We start from the raw sequence: 15,664 nt of genomic DNA on the forward strand, positions 1-15,664 counted from the left end.
GAAATCGGATTGTCGAATCCATAATTATACGGCGACCATCTTCTGCCTTTCTCCGCCAACGGATCTACACTCGTCCATCTGGCAATTACAGGATCGTAAAAGCGCGCGCCATAATCGTATTCGGTGAGTTCCTCTTGCAGTTCTTTTTTATTGTAAAGGTACTTATTTCTCAAACTCGGAACAGGTCCCCTGGCAACATTTAATCCAAAGGGGTAATAATCATCTTCACTAACCTTGCCGCTCACCTGGTCGAAAGTTACCCGGTTATTGCCCAGGTGGTCTGTCAGCGTGTATTCGTAATTCGGCGATGTTGTTGGGTTCAGCACGCGGCCTTCCTCTGTTTGGATAAAGTCTATCGTAGTGCCGGTGTACTGGATGCCACTGATGTATTCTGTTGTAACCGTACCGCTTACTTTCTTTAGCTTTTGGCCGGCTCCGTCGTAGGTATAACTCAGGTTTTTGGATGGGACGCTTTCCGGCAGGTTAAACAGGTTGTAGTTAATATTATTGTTTAACCCGTCGCTTTTTGCATTGCCGTTGGCATCGTACAGGGGGTAGCTGCGGAAGGCTGCCCCCGAATTACTCACGGACTGCAGCTGGTTACCGGTATAGCTATACAAAAGCGATGCATTATTGGGCGCGGTAAGCCTGTTAAGGGCTTTAATGTTACCATTGAGGTCATAGGTGATGTCCTTTTCGGTATAGCCGCTGCTGCTGGTGCCCGCTATTAAACGGTTCAGTTGATCATAGCTGTACACCGCAGTTTGCAAGCCTGCACTTAGCGAGTTGTACACCCGGTATCCCTGCCCGGATATGTTACCGTTATATTGGGCTGATCCGCCGTATTGTGGCTGGTTGTAGGTCAGCTGTTCGGCAAACAGTTGGGTTGCCGTTGCAGCAACAGAGGGGTCGTTTATTTTACTCAGCCAACCCCGCTCATTATAGGCATAGGTGATATCCTGTAAAAATGACCCACCGCTGTTGGTACTGTGCAGGTGCTTTTTCCACAACTGACCTACCTCGTTATAGGTGTTTGCGGATAGCAATACATTGGTCCCGGAATTTATCTTATCCCAGGTGTTTATTTTCCTGCCCATGTGGTCATAGTCATAGCTGTTGGCTATGGTTATAGCCAATACCGCCGCCGTACCACCGCTGTTTTTGGTGTAATGCTGCCTTGTGGTACTTACCGGCTGGTCGGTAAAGTTGTATGCCGTTGTTACCTCATCGTAGTTGTAGGGGTTAAAGGCCGCGGTGCCGCCCAGGTAATGCTGTTTGTAGGTTTTTATGTTGCGGCCTTCCCCGTCGTAATACATTACGTTCCTAAGCATATCGGCCGTCCCCAATACATTGGTGAGGCTGCCGGTGGGCAGGCCTTTCGTCATGCCGCTACCCGCCGCATACTGGTAAGGGTTGCTGCCTGCAAAGCTGTAATCGTCGTAATAGTTTACCGCCAGGGTGGAGCTTACTGTTGCCGGGAAGCTTTGGGCATTATAACCGTAATTGGTTGCTGTGCCCGTAGGTACTTCCCAAAGGTAGGTTTGGTTATTTGCCAGTGTTTGTATCGTAGCCCGTACATCTGCACCGGTAGCGCCGTATAGGTATATGCCGCTTGTTACTACCCTGCCTAAAGCATCGTAACGGGTAAACGTCCATTCGGGCGTGGTTTTGCCGCGCTGGTTGGCATCCTGGGTAGCCACCACCTGGTCCAGCTTGTTGTACACCATATACTCCCAGCCCTTGCCTGGCAGTTTCTTTTGGGTGAGGCGACCGCGCTCGTCGTAGCGGTACTGGTAGCACAGGTTGTCTAAAGTGCTTTGGTTAGCGGCGCTGGTGATGCCGTTGTCTGCGCCGCTCATAGGCGGCAGCACAAAGGCCAGGTTGCCCATATCGTCGTAAACGTAATAGGTGCTTAATATTTGCAACGCCGGGGAACCGCCGGGAACATAATTGAACGTACGCTTCAGCACTACGCGTCCTTCCTTGTCTTTATACTCTTCTGTTGTTCCGCCGCGCCCACTTTTCCAGTTCTCGTCATAGGCAACGGTTACGTATAACTGATTAGCGTTGTATCTGCCTGCAGTGCCGCCTGCCACGGCCAGCGAACGGCTTTGATCGGCATTAATAGACACGGTATAAAGCGCCACAAAGCGGGTGTTGGTAGTATCCGTTATCGCATTGGTATTGTTACCTGCATACGCCATTTTCTGGGTATGACCAGTGGTGGCTCCCGGCACGGGTTGCCAATCGGTACCCGGCGCACCTTGCTCCAATACGCGGTTCAGAGGCGATTGTTCAAAAACGGTGGCAGAAAAGGGCTGCGGGTTGTATACTATGCCATTATTGCTTTGCTGCGCGCCCGAGGCCGCAGTGCTGCCCGTTGGGTAATAGAAATTTGAAACTCCGGCGCCTGCTGCAAGCGCGTCTGTTTTAAAACTGCCGTTTGCCGTAGTTGCTGCATAGGGTAGGTATTTGTAAACCTCCCTGCCAAACTGGTCGTAAGCAACAGGTTGAACCATATCTTTTGCAGCGGGACTGCCCTTTACCTGCACCGTTTGCATGGGGCGGCCCAGGCCGTCGAGGTATTGCACCGTTGTCATTACTTTTGTTTGATCGCTGCTTGCCGATATTACGGCCGTCGTGGTGGTAAATCCTTGGTCACGCAGCGTATAAGTAACGATATAATTCTGGTCAGAACTGAAGGCATAACCTCCTGTACCCACGGCGATGCTCAGCGTTACAGTAGCGCTGCCGGTTGCGCTATAGGCGGTGATGGTGTAATTGGTTGCGGGCGATACTACTGTAGGTGTTCCACTAATCACACCGGTATTACCATCCAGTACCAACCCTGCGGGCAACTGCGGGCTAATGGTAAATGCATTGGTAATAATCTTTCTGATCCTATAGTTGTAAGCGTCGGCTACGTAAAGGTTGCCCTTGCTGTCCAGGCAAAGCCCGTACGGATTGTAAAAGCGCGCTACCGTACCGGCACCATTAACCATGCCTGCCGTTAGTGCCCCGGCAAGGGTGCTTACAACACCTGCCGGGGTAATCTTGCGGATTATGTTATTGCTGGCATCGGTAACGTAAATATTGCCCGACGGATCTGCTTTTAAATTTGTCGGCAGGTTGAATTGTGCCGCCGTGCCGGTACCATCGGCATAGCCGGCCACGCCGCTCCCTGCAAAAGTGGAAACCACGCCCGCCGGTGTGATCTTACGGATCAGGTTGTTTAACCGGTCGGCAACGTAGATATTCCCCGACGCATCTAAAGTAACCGACATGGGGTTTTTAAAGGTAGCAAGCAGTGCTGTGGTGCTGTTTGTTGCCCCTGCCACACCGGTACCGGCCAATGTAGTGACTACCCCTGCCGGCGTGATCTTGCGAATCTGGTTGTTGGAATAATCTGCCACCAGCAAATTACCCGCAGCATCGAAGCATAAACCGATGGGATTATTGAAACTGGCCCCGGTGCCTGTACCGTTCAAATTGCCGGCACTGCCACTCCCAGCAAACGTTGTTACCACACCTGTCGGCGTAATCTTCCGGATCAGGTTGTTCTTCTGGTCGGCAACAAAAACATTACCTGCTGCATCTATGGCCACGCCGGCCGGGTGATTAAAGCTGGCTCCCGCCCCGGTTCCGTTGGTGCTGCCGAGAGAACCGTTTCCTGCCAGGGTACTCACCACTCCACCGGGTGTAATCTTCCTGATCGCATGGTTATCTGCATCGGCCACGTAAATGTTATCCGCCGCATCTGCCGCCACCGCCAGGGGCAAACTAAAACTTGCGGTTGATCCATTGCCATCACCCAGTCCCTGCGAGCCTATGCCTGCAAAGGTTGATGTAAGGGCGCTTGACAACGGCGGCCCTCCGGTAATTGTTGGCGATAATGGGGTTATGGCTGTGCCTGTGGTAAAGCTATTGGTGCCGCCGGTGTAACTAATCGTCATCTGCGGTACAATACTTACGTTCAGTGTAAAATTTATTGTCCCGGCATTGTTGCCGTATCCTTCTGCTACCACGTAATAGGTTCCCGGCGCTAAATTGCTTAAGGTGATGGATGATTGCACACCACTACAGGCCGGGCCGTTGTCATCATTGGTGGTTATGGCTGTACCACTGCTATTGAGCAGGTTAAGATAGGTATCAAAATTGCTCCCGCAAAGGGATAATGTTACCGATGTTGCCGTTGAATTAATGGTAAACCGGTACCAAACATCATTGGCAACATTGTTGTTGCCGTAAGTGTTGGCAAACCCGCCTGTCGCGCTGTTTCGGGTGTCAAAAAAACTTCCTGATGAACTGTAGGTCCCTGCTGCAATAGCGCTAGTCATAGAATAGCCCGGAATCTCGGCAAAGGCACTTGTCATCATGCCCGTCAGCAGTACCACCAGCATAAATAATATCTTTTTCATGTGATAAGGTTAGATCTGGTTGGTTTAATTATTTTTTCGTGCTGTGCTGTCTGCCCTCCATGCCACTCTTCTTTCTGTTGCGGGTATAATTTTGGCGCGCTGCAGCGGGCTAAGCAATTGTTCAAGCTTCCTGTTCTTATCATCAATCAGGCCGTCTATAGCATTACGCTTTTGCTGCTCGCTAAGCGCTCCGTTAGCCATCACCTGGCCAAGCGCCTTTTTGTAACGCTCTCTAATCTCGTTTACAAGGCGAGCTGTCGCCGTATCCGTTTTTAAGTGCTGGCTTAAGTAAGTGATTGACTGCCTCCGGCTACTATCCGGCTGCTGCCCGTAACTTTTCGCTGCGCATATCAATATCATCATGATGATGCCTGTTATTCTTGCTATTTTCATTTCGATGTTTTATTGGCCATGGTAATGGTAATCGGTGTGTTTGATAATGTTGCCGTCCTGGTCTTTGATGTTTACCAGCCGTTGGATACTATCATATTCAAAATACGTAATCTGACTCTTCACATCAGTCATACTGGTAACCCCAACCAATGGTTCGTAGGTATAAGTGCTCATCTGCGCAGCAACGGGATATAGTCTTACTTCATCTATGTACCCTCCTCCCGATAGACTGATGGTTGTTTGCCCGGTTATTCGGTGCTCATAATACGTCCAGCCCATATGTGTGCTGCCTTTTACGGGGTAACCTGCAATTGTGCCTGCAACGCTAAATGGGGTGCTGTTCTTGGTCCAGTACGATACGATATAAGTGTTGTCGGCGCTCAATCCGCTTTTGCTTAACGTTCCGTTTGACAGGATGTAGGAGCTTTTACCGGTCAGCGCTGTAGTATTGTCCCGTAATGCAGAGGCTACCGTCCAGCCTGGGTTGCCATCAGCCTCAAAGCTGGCGAAAGCAACATTAGCTAAGTTCGCGTTATCCACCTTTGCCAACGGATAGGAAAGGCTTTTACCCCATAAATATGCCGTTGATGCCCCTCGCTCAGGATACTGTTGCACCACGCGGCCAATACTATCGTATTTGAAGTTGAGGCGGCTGGCATACCCCGCAGCCTTGGAAAGGGTGCCACCCGCAACAGACGAAAAGGCAAACCCGTATAAGGGCGATACGGTCTCAAGCACCTGCACCTGCTTAAGAGTGGGCTGGTCTGTATTGAAAATATTAAGCAGTCCTCCCCAGTATTGTTTAGCTGCTGATGGAACTGTGGTAACCCGTTCGTTATAAGATTCCAGCGGTACGATGATATGTTTCTGCTGTAGTAACTTAATGCCATTTGCCGCAGAATCGAGCCCGGTTGCCGCTTGAAGGTCGGGGTAATCCTGGGGATACTTATAATAAGTATTCAGCGTATCTTCACGGGAGGTGCCCGTCGCTTTCTTAATCAGCTGAAAATGTCCCTTTGTTTTATCGTAGGTATAATCTTCGTAGGTTGCCTGCGCCTGGTTCCCCGCCACATCATATTCAAAGTGCTCTTTCCGCTTCATCACATTCCTGTAAACCGGTATCGGGAAATGGTGCGCGTAAATCTTAAATACCTGGCCATTGTCGTACCCGGGGCTGGTGTATTCACTCAGGCCCTGATTAAATAGCATCTGCCAGATTTTTGGGGCTGAGTCGCGATCATAGTAATAGTAATCCCTGGACACCGACACGAGGCTGCTGCCGGTTTTCTTATAGTGTTTTTCTTCTATCAGGTCTCCGCGCCCGCCGGGGATGGAAGGGATCGTAGCCATAATGGGGTTGAGGATACCCGGGTTGCTCAACGTATTGCCGTAGTACAGCACTGTATTTACATTGAAATTGCTGGAAGCATTATACCTGAACTCTGACATTCCGTTCAGGTTATTACCCTCGCTTTCAGATATCTGCACGGTAGAATAACCGAAGCACGCGGCATCACGGCCGTCGCTGAAAGGGTAGATAGATTGCCCGTAGCGGTAGCGGAAATTGTTCGAAGCCAAGACCACATTCGGGGCCTCAGACAGCTTGTAGTAATCCGTGCCCACCTGGGAGACGTAAATAGGGATATCGTCTTCCTTGCCATCAATATAGGTGAACTTCTTAATGTTGCTCGTTTGTGTTACCGGGTCGTAGTTGGTGATCTTGCTAACTCGTAGGCCACCGGAGTAATAGGTTTTATCTACAATAGCGGTACTGCTGCCCGTTGCCTTAACATAGGTCTGAAGCCTGATCTCGCAGTTATTGAAAAAAGCCTGCGTATAAGGTTCGAAAAACACCCGGTAAGTGCTTGCGCTTTCGATAACTATGGAAGAATCGAGTACTGAGGTATAACTGGAGGCAGATGTCGGGATTCTTTTAAGGAACGCGCCGTTTTTGTAGACAAGAATATTTAGGAAGTAATCAGCCGGGTAAGTGCCGTGCCTGTCGACCAGGCAAAAAACGTTCAAGTTTTTACCAACCCAGTTAGAGGCGGGTGTAATATTGCCGTTTGCGTCCATAAATCCGGTAGCTGACATAACGGTTGCCCCAGAAGCTTTATAGGAATTGCTGACGGTATCCCGGTAAGTCGTTACCGACTCGCTTCTGACATACTGGTTAGTTTCGTAATTGAAAGTAGATGTACCACCTGTGGGGTATTGAATGGCGGTTAATATATTCGCCTGCATGTAATTAGGGTTGGCATCCCTGTTGGCACCGGTTAGAGATTGCCATGCACCATTAATATAAATGTTTGCGGGCGGGACAAGCTGGGCGTTACCCGCCCCGTTATAGTACCCCCAGTGATCAATTGACAAAGAAAGTTTAGCCGGCAGGTTAAGCGTTTCATTATAGGTATATAGCGTTTTTTTGTAAGGCACAGTGCTCAGAGAGTCTGTTTCTGCAATGCCGTTTAACTTAAGCCGTTTATAATGGTTGTCACTGGTGTACTGGCTTAAGTTACTAAAAATGCCATCGAACCCCACATTTCCGCTAAATCCGGCTGTCGCCGTAAAATAGGCATCATTATCCAAGACGATTTTCTTAACTAAAGATCCTTTTTTATTCCTGATCTCGATAGCCTGCAAACGTCGGGCCCCCTGGAGGTCATTTCGCGTTTCTGCATAAACAAACTGTACAAAGCCGTCAGAGAAGCTTATCTTACTGATATTGAGCTGCTGATAAATGGAGAAGCTTGCTGTCACATTATCCGTTTGTTGCTGTGTATGTGGCGAAACGTTTCCCACCAGATAGGTTTCGCCAATGTTCGGCAATGGATGGGTATAATTTTGCGTAGAATACAGGTATTCAAAATTAATCTCTCCATTAACCGGAGATACAATTTTGGTTAGATGCCATGTATTGAGGGTATGGGAAACTCGGTTATTGATGAAAAAAGGGTCGGTTGAGTTAGTTGAATTAAGCTGCCGCTGGGTAAAAAAATATATAATCCCTTTTTCATCAGTTACTTTCCAGTCGGGGAAGCTGCTGTTAGGGTAGGAAATGAGTTCAATCTTCAATGCCCCGTCGCCCAATACTACGGGCTTAAAATTATTGTCGAAAACAAATTTATAGCTGCGGTCACCGATGCTTATCATATACAAGTCGGATGCAAAATCGGGGGCTTTACCACCGGCGACATCAAAATAGTTGAAATATTCCTTGTTCACGCCGTTATGAGGAAGTGATAGCCCACTAACGAGTGGGCTTGAAATGCCATTTGCAAAGAAAGCGTTGGTATCGTTATTCCAGATGTAATAATAGTTATCCATACTGAAGAGAGGAGATTTAGATAACAGTGCCTGCTGCGGGTTGTCGGGCATGTCCACGTAAGTAGCCCAAAAACCTCCTTCGAAATCGGGCCCGCCACGGACAGTGCTGACAATTGACCCGCCTGCGCTGAGCGCCCAACCCAACCCTACTTCGCTGGACTCTTCTTTCACCTTGATTCCCCCGGCATGGTACATCAGCGAGATAGGGAACTGAAGATTCCCCTCCTGGATCGTATAAACGGGGTAGCTGATGCTGGGTATGCCCGAAAAGTTACTGACCGGAATAAGCCCGAATTTGCCCAGCGCGCTGACATCCGGAGGCGGAGGTGTAAGTACCTGGGGCTTGGGGCCTGTTTGGGCCATCAAGCGTTGGGAGAAGGGCAAAAAGGATATGGCCCCTATAATAAGCAGGGTAAATATTAGGTATTTCATGTGCGGTTTTGATAAGGCTTGCTGGTCGAAATTTTGATTGCTATTGAAATAAGTCCGAAAGCGCATGTGAGTTTTTGGCAACTTGCCGATGTCTGTACGCGGTACGATACGCAGAAGAGCGGCGAAATCACTAGCAATATTACTTCTCTACGGGTATTATTTCCTTTTAATAAACTTGTTAACTTTTGTATTTAATTTTCTTTGTTCGTTTTGCATCCTCAGCAATAAACTGTTTTGCGCCTCAATCTCCTTGTCTTTCTCAATCAGGTATAGCGTCAACTCCTCTGCTTTTTTCATCAATTGCTTATTCATCTCGCCTACATCCAAACCATTAGTCATCATCTCCGCCGCAGATGGCACATCTGGCAAATGGTGGTTCGCTTCGATGTAACTTCTTACCGATTGCAACGAGTGCCGCCAATAAGGCACAATAAACACAAGATTTTTTTCATGTTGTAATGAAGGTTGAAAGAGGAAAATGTTAATTATAAAACAAACACAGGTTTGCCTTGACTATCAAGAATCAAACAGCGTATTATTCGGGCTTTTAGGGAAGCTTTAGGGCAATGATATTTGATGCATAATGTGTGATTAAAGGTTGTTAGGACATGCTGCAAATATATGGACACGGTTTTGATATCTCAAAAAAAATAAATTGAAATATTTCTCCACAATTTAAAAACACGGGATTATGTAATCAGTTAGCACAAAATCAATTCGTTATTGTTTGTAACGCAATGTTCGCGCTGTTAATTTTCGTTTAACGACTGCCTGCTGAAACTATAAATGATTTTATTTTTGACATCCCCGCAGGGGCTCTTTGAAAATGGGCCCTGCGGCAGCAGGGCATTCGCATGTAGCGTATTCGTTCTGCATGCTACCGAAGGGTACTCTATTGGGAGCCCTACGATGACGGAGAATTTGTCTGAACCGTTGATTTTTCGCATTTTATATATTCTTTAAAGTTGCTCAAGGGCTTCGCCGTTTTAATGATTTTTAGATTTTGTTGATACGTGGTGTGCCGGGTAGTTCGATAATCACAGTTCAAATTTCATCGGGATCATTTTATCAGTGAAATCAACGGTTCAGAAAATGCGCAATAGGGATAGCAGCGGATACCGGCCATGTGATTAAGGCCTGCGCAGTATGAGCGTATAGCCCGCCCCGCAGGGATTGCCCAAATTTATATAAACCCTTACACCTTTGTGGGGCGCTAAGTTTTTGTTGGCCTTTGTGAGCAGTAAATACCATGCGTTGATAAACAATAGTTAAACAAAAAAGGGTAAGCCACAATTTGCAGCTTACCCTTTTCTGATTTTTTTGGCTGGTTTTATTTTGCTCTTTTCAGGATAACGTTCATCGGTTCGCCGCCATTCATGCCGGGCATGGTAAGGGTAATTACGTCATCTTTTACTTTGCCGGTAATTTTCATGGTGTTGTCCATAATGTTAATGCTGAACGAAAATTCGTCGCCTTTAATCACACCGTTTTCAATATTGATTGGGTTGCCTTCGGGGCCGGTGGTAGAGCCGGTTAGTTTTTCACCGTCGACCTTAAAGTTATAGGTAATATCATACTGGTCCATAATTTTTCCGGTCCATTTTCCGGTGATGTCGGCAGCGAAACAAGCGGTTATCAAAACAATGACAAGCGCGGCGGTGGTTGAGAGTTTTTTGATCATGTTTTTTGGGTTTAATAATTATATGGATGGTTTGGTTAATTCGTTAATGGTAAAAGGTTATGGCGGTGCCCCGGTTTTTGTTCACTGTTGCCAGGTGCTGCTTGCGCAAAAGCGGGAAACAGCGGCCTATTGTTTTTACCGGTATTAAAAGGCAAAAAGGCGGCACGAAATTTACGTTCAATACATGCAATCGATTGCATTTTTAAAGGTGTTTTTTTGGTTGATAAGCACATGATGTAAACCCGGTTGGCTTTTGGTTGTGCTAAGAAACAATTATCGGTTGATACCCTAAAACGCGATAGACGGGGAGGCATAAAGCATAGATGGAATGCCGTTTTTAAACGATGAATATGCGCTATGATTAGTGGCGGCCCGGCGGCTCGTTTTGAAAAGCATCCACGCGGTAGCAGCAGTGCTGTGCGGGATGTACATGCTTCCCGCATCGACAAAAAGAAAGCACCTCCCGGTAGTAAAAACGACCCTTTTTTTGATGCATTTTGGTAAAAACACGTAGATTTTAGCAGGTAAAATTCGCCGGAACGGCCGGTTTTCTGCGGAAAATCAAAGAAAAACACCGATTTTTCTCCGGTTTTCCCGGGTGTTTTTGGAGGCTATAGTTTGAATTGTGTAACTTTGTTTTATGGCAACTACAGAAACCCTCGAAGATTTTTACAAACAGAAGTTCAACTGGCTACCCGATAACCTGAGCCAGGACATCGGGCATTTCAATGTTTTCCGTACCGAAGATTGCTATATGCCCGGCGCCAAACCCGTAGTGTACAGCCGCCGCGATTTTTACAAGGTGAGCCTTTTCCGCGGCAAGGGGGTAGTGCATTATGCCGATAAGAGCATCGAGATGGAGGGCAGCGCGCTGGTGTTCTTCAACCCCTTTGTGCCCTATACCTTCGAGAACCTTAACCAGCAGCATTCGGGCGCTTTTTGTATCTATAAAGAGTCGTTTTTTAATGATATGATGCGCAGCAACGTACACGAACTGCCCATGTTTGCGCCGGGTGCCAACCCGGTGTACATGCTTACAGATGAGCAGGATAAGTACGTTTACGCGATGTTCGAAAAGATGCTGGCCGAAATTAATTCCGATTACCGCTATAAGTACGATCTGCTACGCAACTACATCACCGAACTGATCCACTACGCCATGAAAATACAACCCAGCGACAGGCTATACAAGCACCCCGATGCCAACTCGCGCATCACTTCAGTATTCACCGAACTATTGGAGCGCCAGTTCCCCATCGAATCGCCTGCGCAGCGTTTCGGCCTACGGTCGGCTAAAGACTTTGCAGAGCAATTGTCGGTACATGTAAACCACCTTAACCGTGCCATCCGCCAAACCACCGGCAAAACCACTACAGACCATATTATGGAACGCCTGGCCAGCGAAGCCAAAGCCCTCCTCCGCCACACCAACTGGAACGTATCTGAAATTAGTTATAGCTTGGGCTTTGAAGAGCCGGCGCATTTCAATAACTTTTTCAAAAAACAAACCCAAACAACGCCATCCGCATTTAGGGTTGTTTGAATTTTGCAATAATTGGTTTGATTAACGCTACTTTGTCCTGTTTTTGGTACATATCTTTGTTCTATCAAAAGAAAAAAGGGTATGCAAAACAAAAAAACATGGTTTATAACAGGTGCTTCCAAAGGGTTTGGGCTAAGCCTGGTAACGCAATTATTAAATGCCGGGCATAACGTAGCGGCCACTTCCCGCAACGTGGCCGAACTTATAAAAGCTGTAAATGTAACCGCCCCTCATTTCCTGCCCATGCAGGTAGAACTGGGCAACGAGGATAGTGTGGGATGCGCCCTCCATCAAACAAATGCTGCTTTCCACAGTATAGATGTGGTAATAAACAACGCAGGATACGGGATAGGCGGCAGCATAGAAGAACTCACCGACCGCGAAACACGCGATAGTTTCGAAGTAAATGTATTTGGTACGCTGAACGTTATCCGTATGGCTATGCCGTATATGCGCCAGCAGCATTCCGGTCACATCATCAATATAGCATCCATCGCAGGCTTTACCGGCGCAACCGGCTGGTCGGTTTATGCAGCTACTAAATTCTCGGTAGTGGGCCTATCAGAGGTGCTTGCGCAGGATGTTGCCGAGTTCGGCGTAAAAGTAACAGTAGTGGCCCCCGGCGCGTTCCGTACCAGTTTCCTTACCGATGATTCCCTCAATATAGCTAAACGACCTATTGCAGATTATACCGCGGTACATCAAACGCAATCACGCTACTTGCAAATGAACGGCGCGCAAAGCGGCGACCCCGAAAAAGCTGCCGCCGCCATTATAGAGGTTGCGCAGATGGAGAACCCACCTTTATATCTGCTACTAGGCGAGGATGCTTACGATAGGGCCATGGCCAAGCTGCAAAAACTGGAACGGGAATTTCGGGTGAACGAGGCTATCACCAAATCGATGGCTTTTAATGGCTAATAAACAAACAAGAATCTACTTAACATAAAACAATATAAAAAATGAACATGCAAAAAACATGGTTCGTAACAGGTGCCTCAAAAGGTTTGGGGCTTAGCCTGGTAAAGCAATTATTAAATAAAGGATATAACGTGGCCGCAACATCGCGCAACGCTGCAGACCTGGACAAGGCCGTTGGTAATCACGACAACTTTCTGCCGCTTACGGTTAACATCAAAGCAGAAGATAGCGTATCCGATGCCATCGCACAAACTATCGCCCGCTTTGGTAAGATAGATGTAGTGGTAAATAACGCAGGCTACGGCCTCACCGGCAGCCTGGAGGAACTGAGCGACGAAGAAGCACGTGAAAACTTCAATGTAAATGTATTTGGTTCTTTAAATGTAATACGCGCTGTAATGCCATACCTAAGGGCGCAGCAGTCTGGCCATATCTTTAATGTTTCGTCTATCGGCGGTTTTACGGGCAACTTTCCTGGCTTTGGCATCTATTGCGCCACCAAATTTGCGGTGCAGGGCCTTACTGAATCGCTTTCGGCAGAGGCAAAGGAATTTGGCATTAAAGCCACCATCGTATCGCCGGGTTATTTCCGCACCAACTTTTTGGAACCCGATTCGTTGAGTACGCCTAAGAACGAAATACAGGCCTACAAACAAGTGCGTGCCGTGCAGGCCGCCCATCAAAACGATATCAACGGTAACCAGGCAGGCGACCCAGAAAAAGCAGCGCTGGTAATGATAGCCGCCGCCGAATCGGCAAATGCGCCGATGCATTTATTCTTAGGTGCCGATGCTTATGCCTTGGCAGAAAAGAAGATAGCCGATGTACAGGCCGATATGGAAGCCTGGCGCAAATTGGCCACCGCTACTGGTTTTGAGGTAGAAGTCTAAGGAATAAACAATTGTTAGCTAAAAGCGGGCGGATTATCGCCCGCTTTTTTTATATTTAGGGAGTTTTGCCCAACCCCCTGATGGAAGCTACGATACGCGGTTATTTCGACGACCTGTATGCCAATGATGCCGTTTCACGGTATTCGTCATTCGTGGATATTATTTCTAAAACTAATCAGCCTGTTGCCTGGGTATATGAGGTGTGGGACGAGTTGGTTACCATGCTTAGCGATACCAATAACCACCGCCGCGCCATCGCCTCGCAAGTGCTTTGTAACCTGGCCAAAAGCGATATCGAAGGCCGCATGATACACGATATACGGAAACTGATGCAACTTACGTACGATGAAAAATTCGTTACCGCACGGCACACTCTGCAAAGCCTCTGGAAAATTGCCGTTGTAAAACCAGAGTACAACGAGTTGCTGGTAGGGCATTTAACGGATAGATTTACCCACGCCATGAGTAACCACAACGGCACACTGGTGCGTTTTGATATTATTGAGTTATTCAAGAAGATATACGATGCAACCGGTGACCAGGAGGTGAAGCAACAGGCCGCGCAGTTGATAGCAACTGAAATTGACCTTAAGTACCGAAAAAAATACGCTGCGGTTTGGAAGGCTCAAACAGGAGAGTAGGTAGCTGTTTTAGGTCTAATATACGAAAACCCTCATTCTCATTTCAGAACCCCACATCGCTGGTAACCGGCATGCAAAGCAGTTGAGCATCGCGGCTACTTTTATGATAGGTGCTAAGAAGATGGTCATGGCTTTTTTTAAGACTGGATCTTTAAACGCCCTCAACAGTCAACTCTTTTTTTATCCCCGCAGCATTCTTGCGTTTAGGTTTTTTGCCGATGCGGTTAAGCCACATCATCACACCTGTTACGGGGAATATGCAGGCCAGTAAGCAAATTACGAAACTGAGTATTTTGGTAGGGACACCATAAACCGCCCCGGTGTGCACAGGCTTTACGAACGAACGCACCCGCTGCCCCAGGCTTTTATTGGCAAACAATTCGCTGCCAATAATTCGCCCGCTGTACTGATCGATAAAATAGGCATCGGAAGTATTTTCAAATGCGCCCTTCGGTAAGATATTGACACTGTAGGCGGCTGTAGTGTCGGCCGGGAGGCGTAGATTATAGTATTCTGCTGTATTAGTCTTCTGATTTACGCTTCGTAGTGCCACATCGATTGATACGGGCTTTTGCGCTGCCATGAATTTAGAATGCGGGGCCTCCTGTTTTTCGGCTTGCTTAGAGCCGGTTAGGGCAAAAAGAGCGGTATTCGCCCATTTGAACGACATGATAAGACCCGTTAGTACGATAACTATAAGGAAAACGGAAGTGTAAAAGCCAGTTACCAGGTGCAAGTCGTGTACCAACCTTTTGGTGTTGGCATCCCATTTTACTTTAATACGCTGGCGTAAAACGGCTTTGGTTTTTGGCCACCAAAGTATTACACCGGTAATGAGTATAAATAAAAAGAGCAGCGTGCAGATGCCTACAATCATGTCGCCTGCGCTGTCTTTACCTGCCAGCAAAAAGCGGTGCAGCATTTCTACCGTATTAAAAAACGACTCCTTTTTACTGTACTGGCCCAGCACCTGCCCCGTATAAGGGTTTACAAAAACGGTAATTTGAGGTTTACGGCCCTCATTGGACTTTTTATCTTTTTTGCCTGGGGCCGCTTCGGCCTTTACACTTTCTTTATTTTTTTCGGGATGTGGGGTGCCAGATGTTTTCTTTCCGGGCAACGTAACGCTTACTTCAACGCTGCGGGCGGGGTCATTATAAACCAGCACAGATGTCGCTTTACTTTTTGGCACTTCCTTTATAGCGGCATTGACCAACAATGCAATAGGCATCTGTTGACCTTTGGCATCAACATGGTAATATTGCGGGTTTATCGCCTGGTTTATTTCTTTCTCGAAGACAAGGATAGTACCCGTAATGCACGAACAGAGAATAACGACCCCGGCTGCAAGGCTCAGGTAAAGGTGTATGTTGCGTAAAAATACCTTCATGGCTTAATTGATAAACCCGGGGCACGCA

At 47.5% G+C, this 15,664-nt stretch carries 11 protein-coding genes; 4 read left to right on the top strand and 7 right to left on the bottom strand.

The window, feature by feature from the left end:
* The 6 genes from E2R66_RS21230 to E2R66_RS21255 all read right to left on the bottom strand — a co-directional run.
* Positions 1-4,418: DUF6443 domain-containing protein (locus E2R66_RS21230; RefSeq protein ID WP_133234641.1), on the bottom strand; the 4,418-nt coding region annotated here is incomplete at its 3' end.
* 24 nt (positions 4,419-4,442) lie between these two features.
* The gene (locus E2R66_RS21235; RefSeq protein ID WP_133234639.1) at positions 4,443-4,811 is read right to left on the bottom strand and encodes a hypothetical protein; all 369 of its coding nucleotides are present in this window, start codon (positions 4,809-4,811) and stop codon (positions 4,443-4,445) included.
* Between the two features lie 9 nt (positions 4,812-4,820).
* A complete protein-coding gene (locus E2R66_RS21240) occupies positions 4,821-8,570 on the bottom strand; it encodes a hypothetical protein (RefSeq protein WP_133234637.1) in 3,750 nt (1,249 codons plus the stop codon).
* Between the two features lie 156 nt (positions 8,571-8,726).
* A complete protein-coding gene (locus E2R66_RS21245; RefSeq protein WP_158288472.1) occupies positions 8,727-9,008 on the bottom strand; it encodes a hypothetical protein in 282 nt (93 codons plus the stop codon).
* 892 nt (positions 9,009-9,900) lie between these two features.
* Positions 9,901-10,251 (bottom strand): glycoside hydrolase, encoded by a 351-nt coding sequence (locus E2R66_RS21250; protein ID WP_133234633.1) that lies wholly within the window; start codon positions 10,249-10,251, stop codon positions 9,901-9,903.
* 35 nt (positions 10,252-10,286) lie between these two features.
* Entirely contained in the window at positions 10,287-10,826 is a 540-nt protein-coding gene (locus tag E2R66_RS21255) for a hypothetical protein (RefSeq protein ID WP_133234631.1), read from the bottom strand.
* Positions 10,827-10,891: 65 nt separating this feature from the next.
* Between E2R66_RS21255 and E2R66_RS21260 the strand changes: the two genes are divergently transcribed.
* The 4 genes from E2R66_RS21260 (at position 10,892) to E2R66_RS21275 (ending at position 14,246) form a co-directional block, all read left to right on the top strand.
* Positions 10,892-11,794 (top strand): helix-turn-helix domain-containing protein, encoded by a 903-nt coding sequence (locus tag E2R66_RS21260; protein WP_133234629.1) that lies wholly within the window; start codon positions 10,892-10,894, stop codon positions 11,792-11,794.
* Between the two features lie 81 nt (positions 11,795-11,875).
* Positions 11,876-12,715, top strand: a complete 840-nt coding sequence (locus E2R66_RS21265; RefSeq protein WP_133234627.1) for an SDR family NAD(P)-dependent oxidoreductase — start codon at positions 11,876-11,878, stop codon at positions 12,713-12,715.
* 41 nt (positions 12,716-12,756) lie between these two features.
* On the top strand, positions 12,757-13,605 hold the full coding sequence (locus E2R66_RS21270; protein ID WP_133234625.1) for an SDR family NAD(P)-dependent oxidoreductase: 849 nt from the start codon (positions 12,757-12,759) through the stop codon (positions 13,603-13,605).
* 80 nt (positions 13,606-13,685) lie between these two features.
* Entirely contained in the window at positions 13,686-14,246 is a 561-nt protein-coding gene (locus E2R66_RS21275) for a hypothetical protein (protein ID WP_133234623.1), read from the top strand.
* A 151-nt stretch (positions 14,247-14,397) separates the two neighbouring features.
* On the opposite strand, the gene E2R66_RS21280 is transcribed toward E2R66_RS21275, so the two are convergent.
* Positions 14,398-15,636 carry a PepSY-associated TM helix domain-containing protein gene (locus E2R66_RS21280; RefSeq protein ID WP_133234621.1) on the bottom strand — a complete coding sequence of 413 codons (1,239 nt, stop codon included), beginning with the start codon at positions 15,634-15,636 and terminating at the stop codon, positions 14,398-14,400.
* Positions 15,637-15,664 lie beyond the last annotated feature (28 nt).

The sequence above is a fragment of the Mucilaginibacter psychrotolerans genome, from assembly GCF_004519315.1.
GTDB classification, from domain to species: domain Bacteria; phylum Bacteroidota; class Bacteroidia; order Sphingobacteriales; family Sphingobacteriaceae; genus Mucilaginibacter; species Mucilaginibacter psychrotolerans.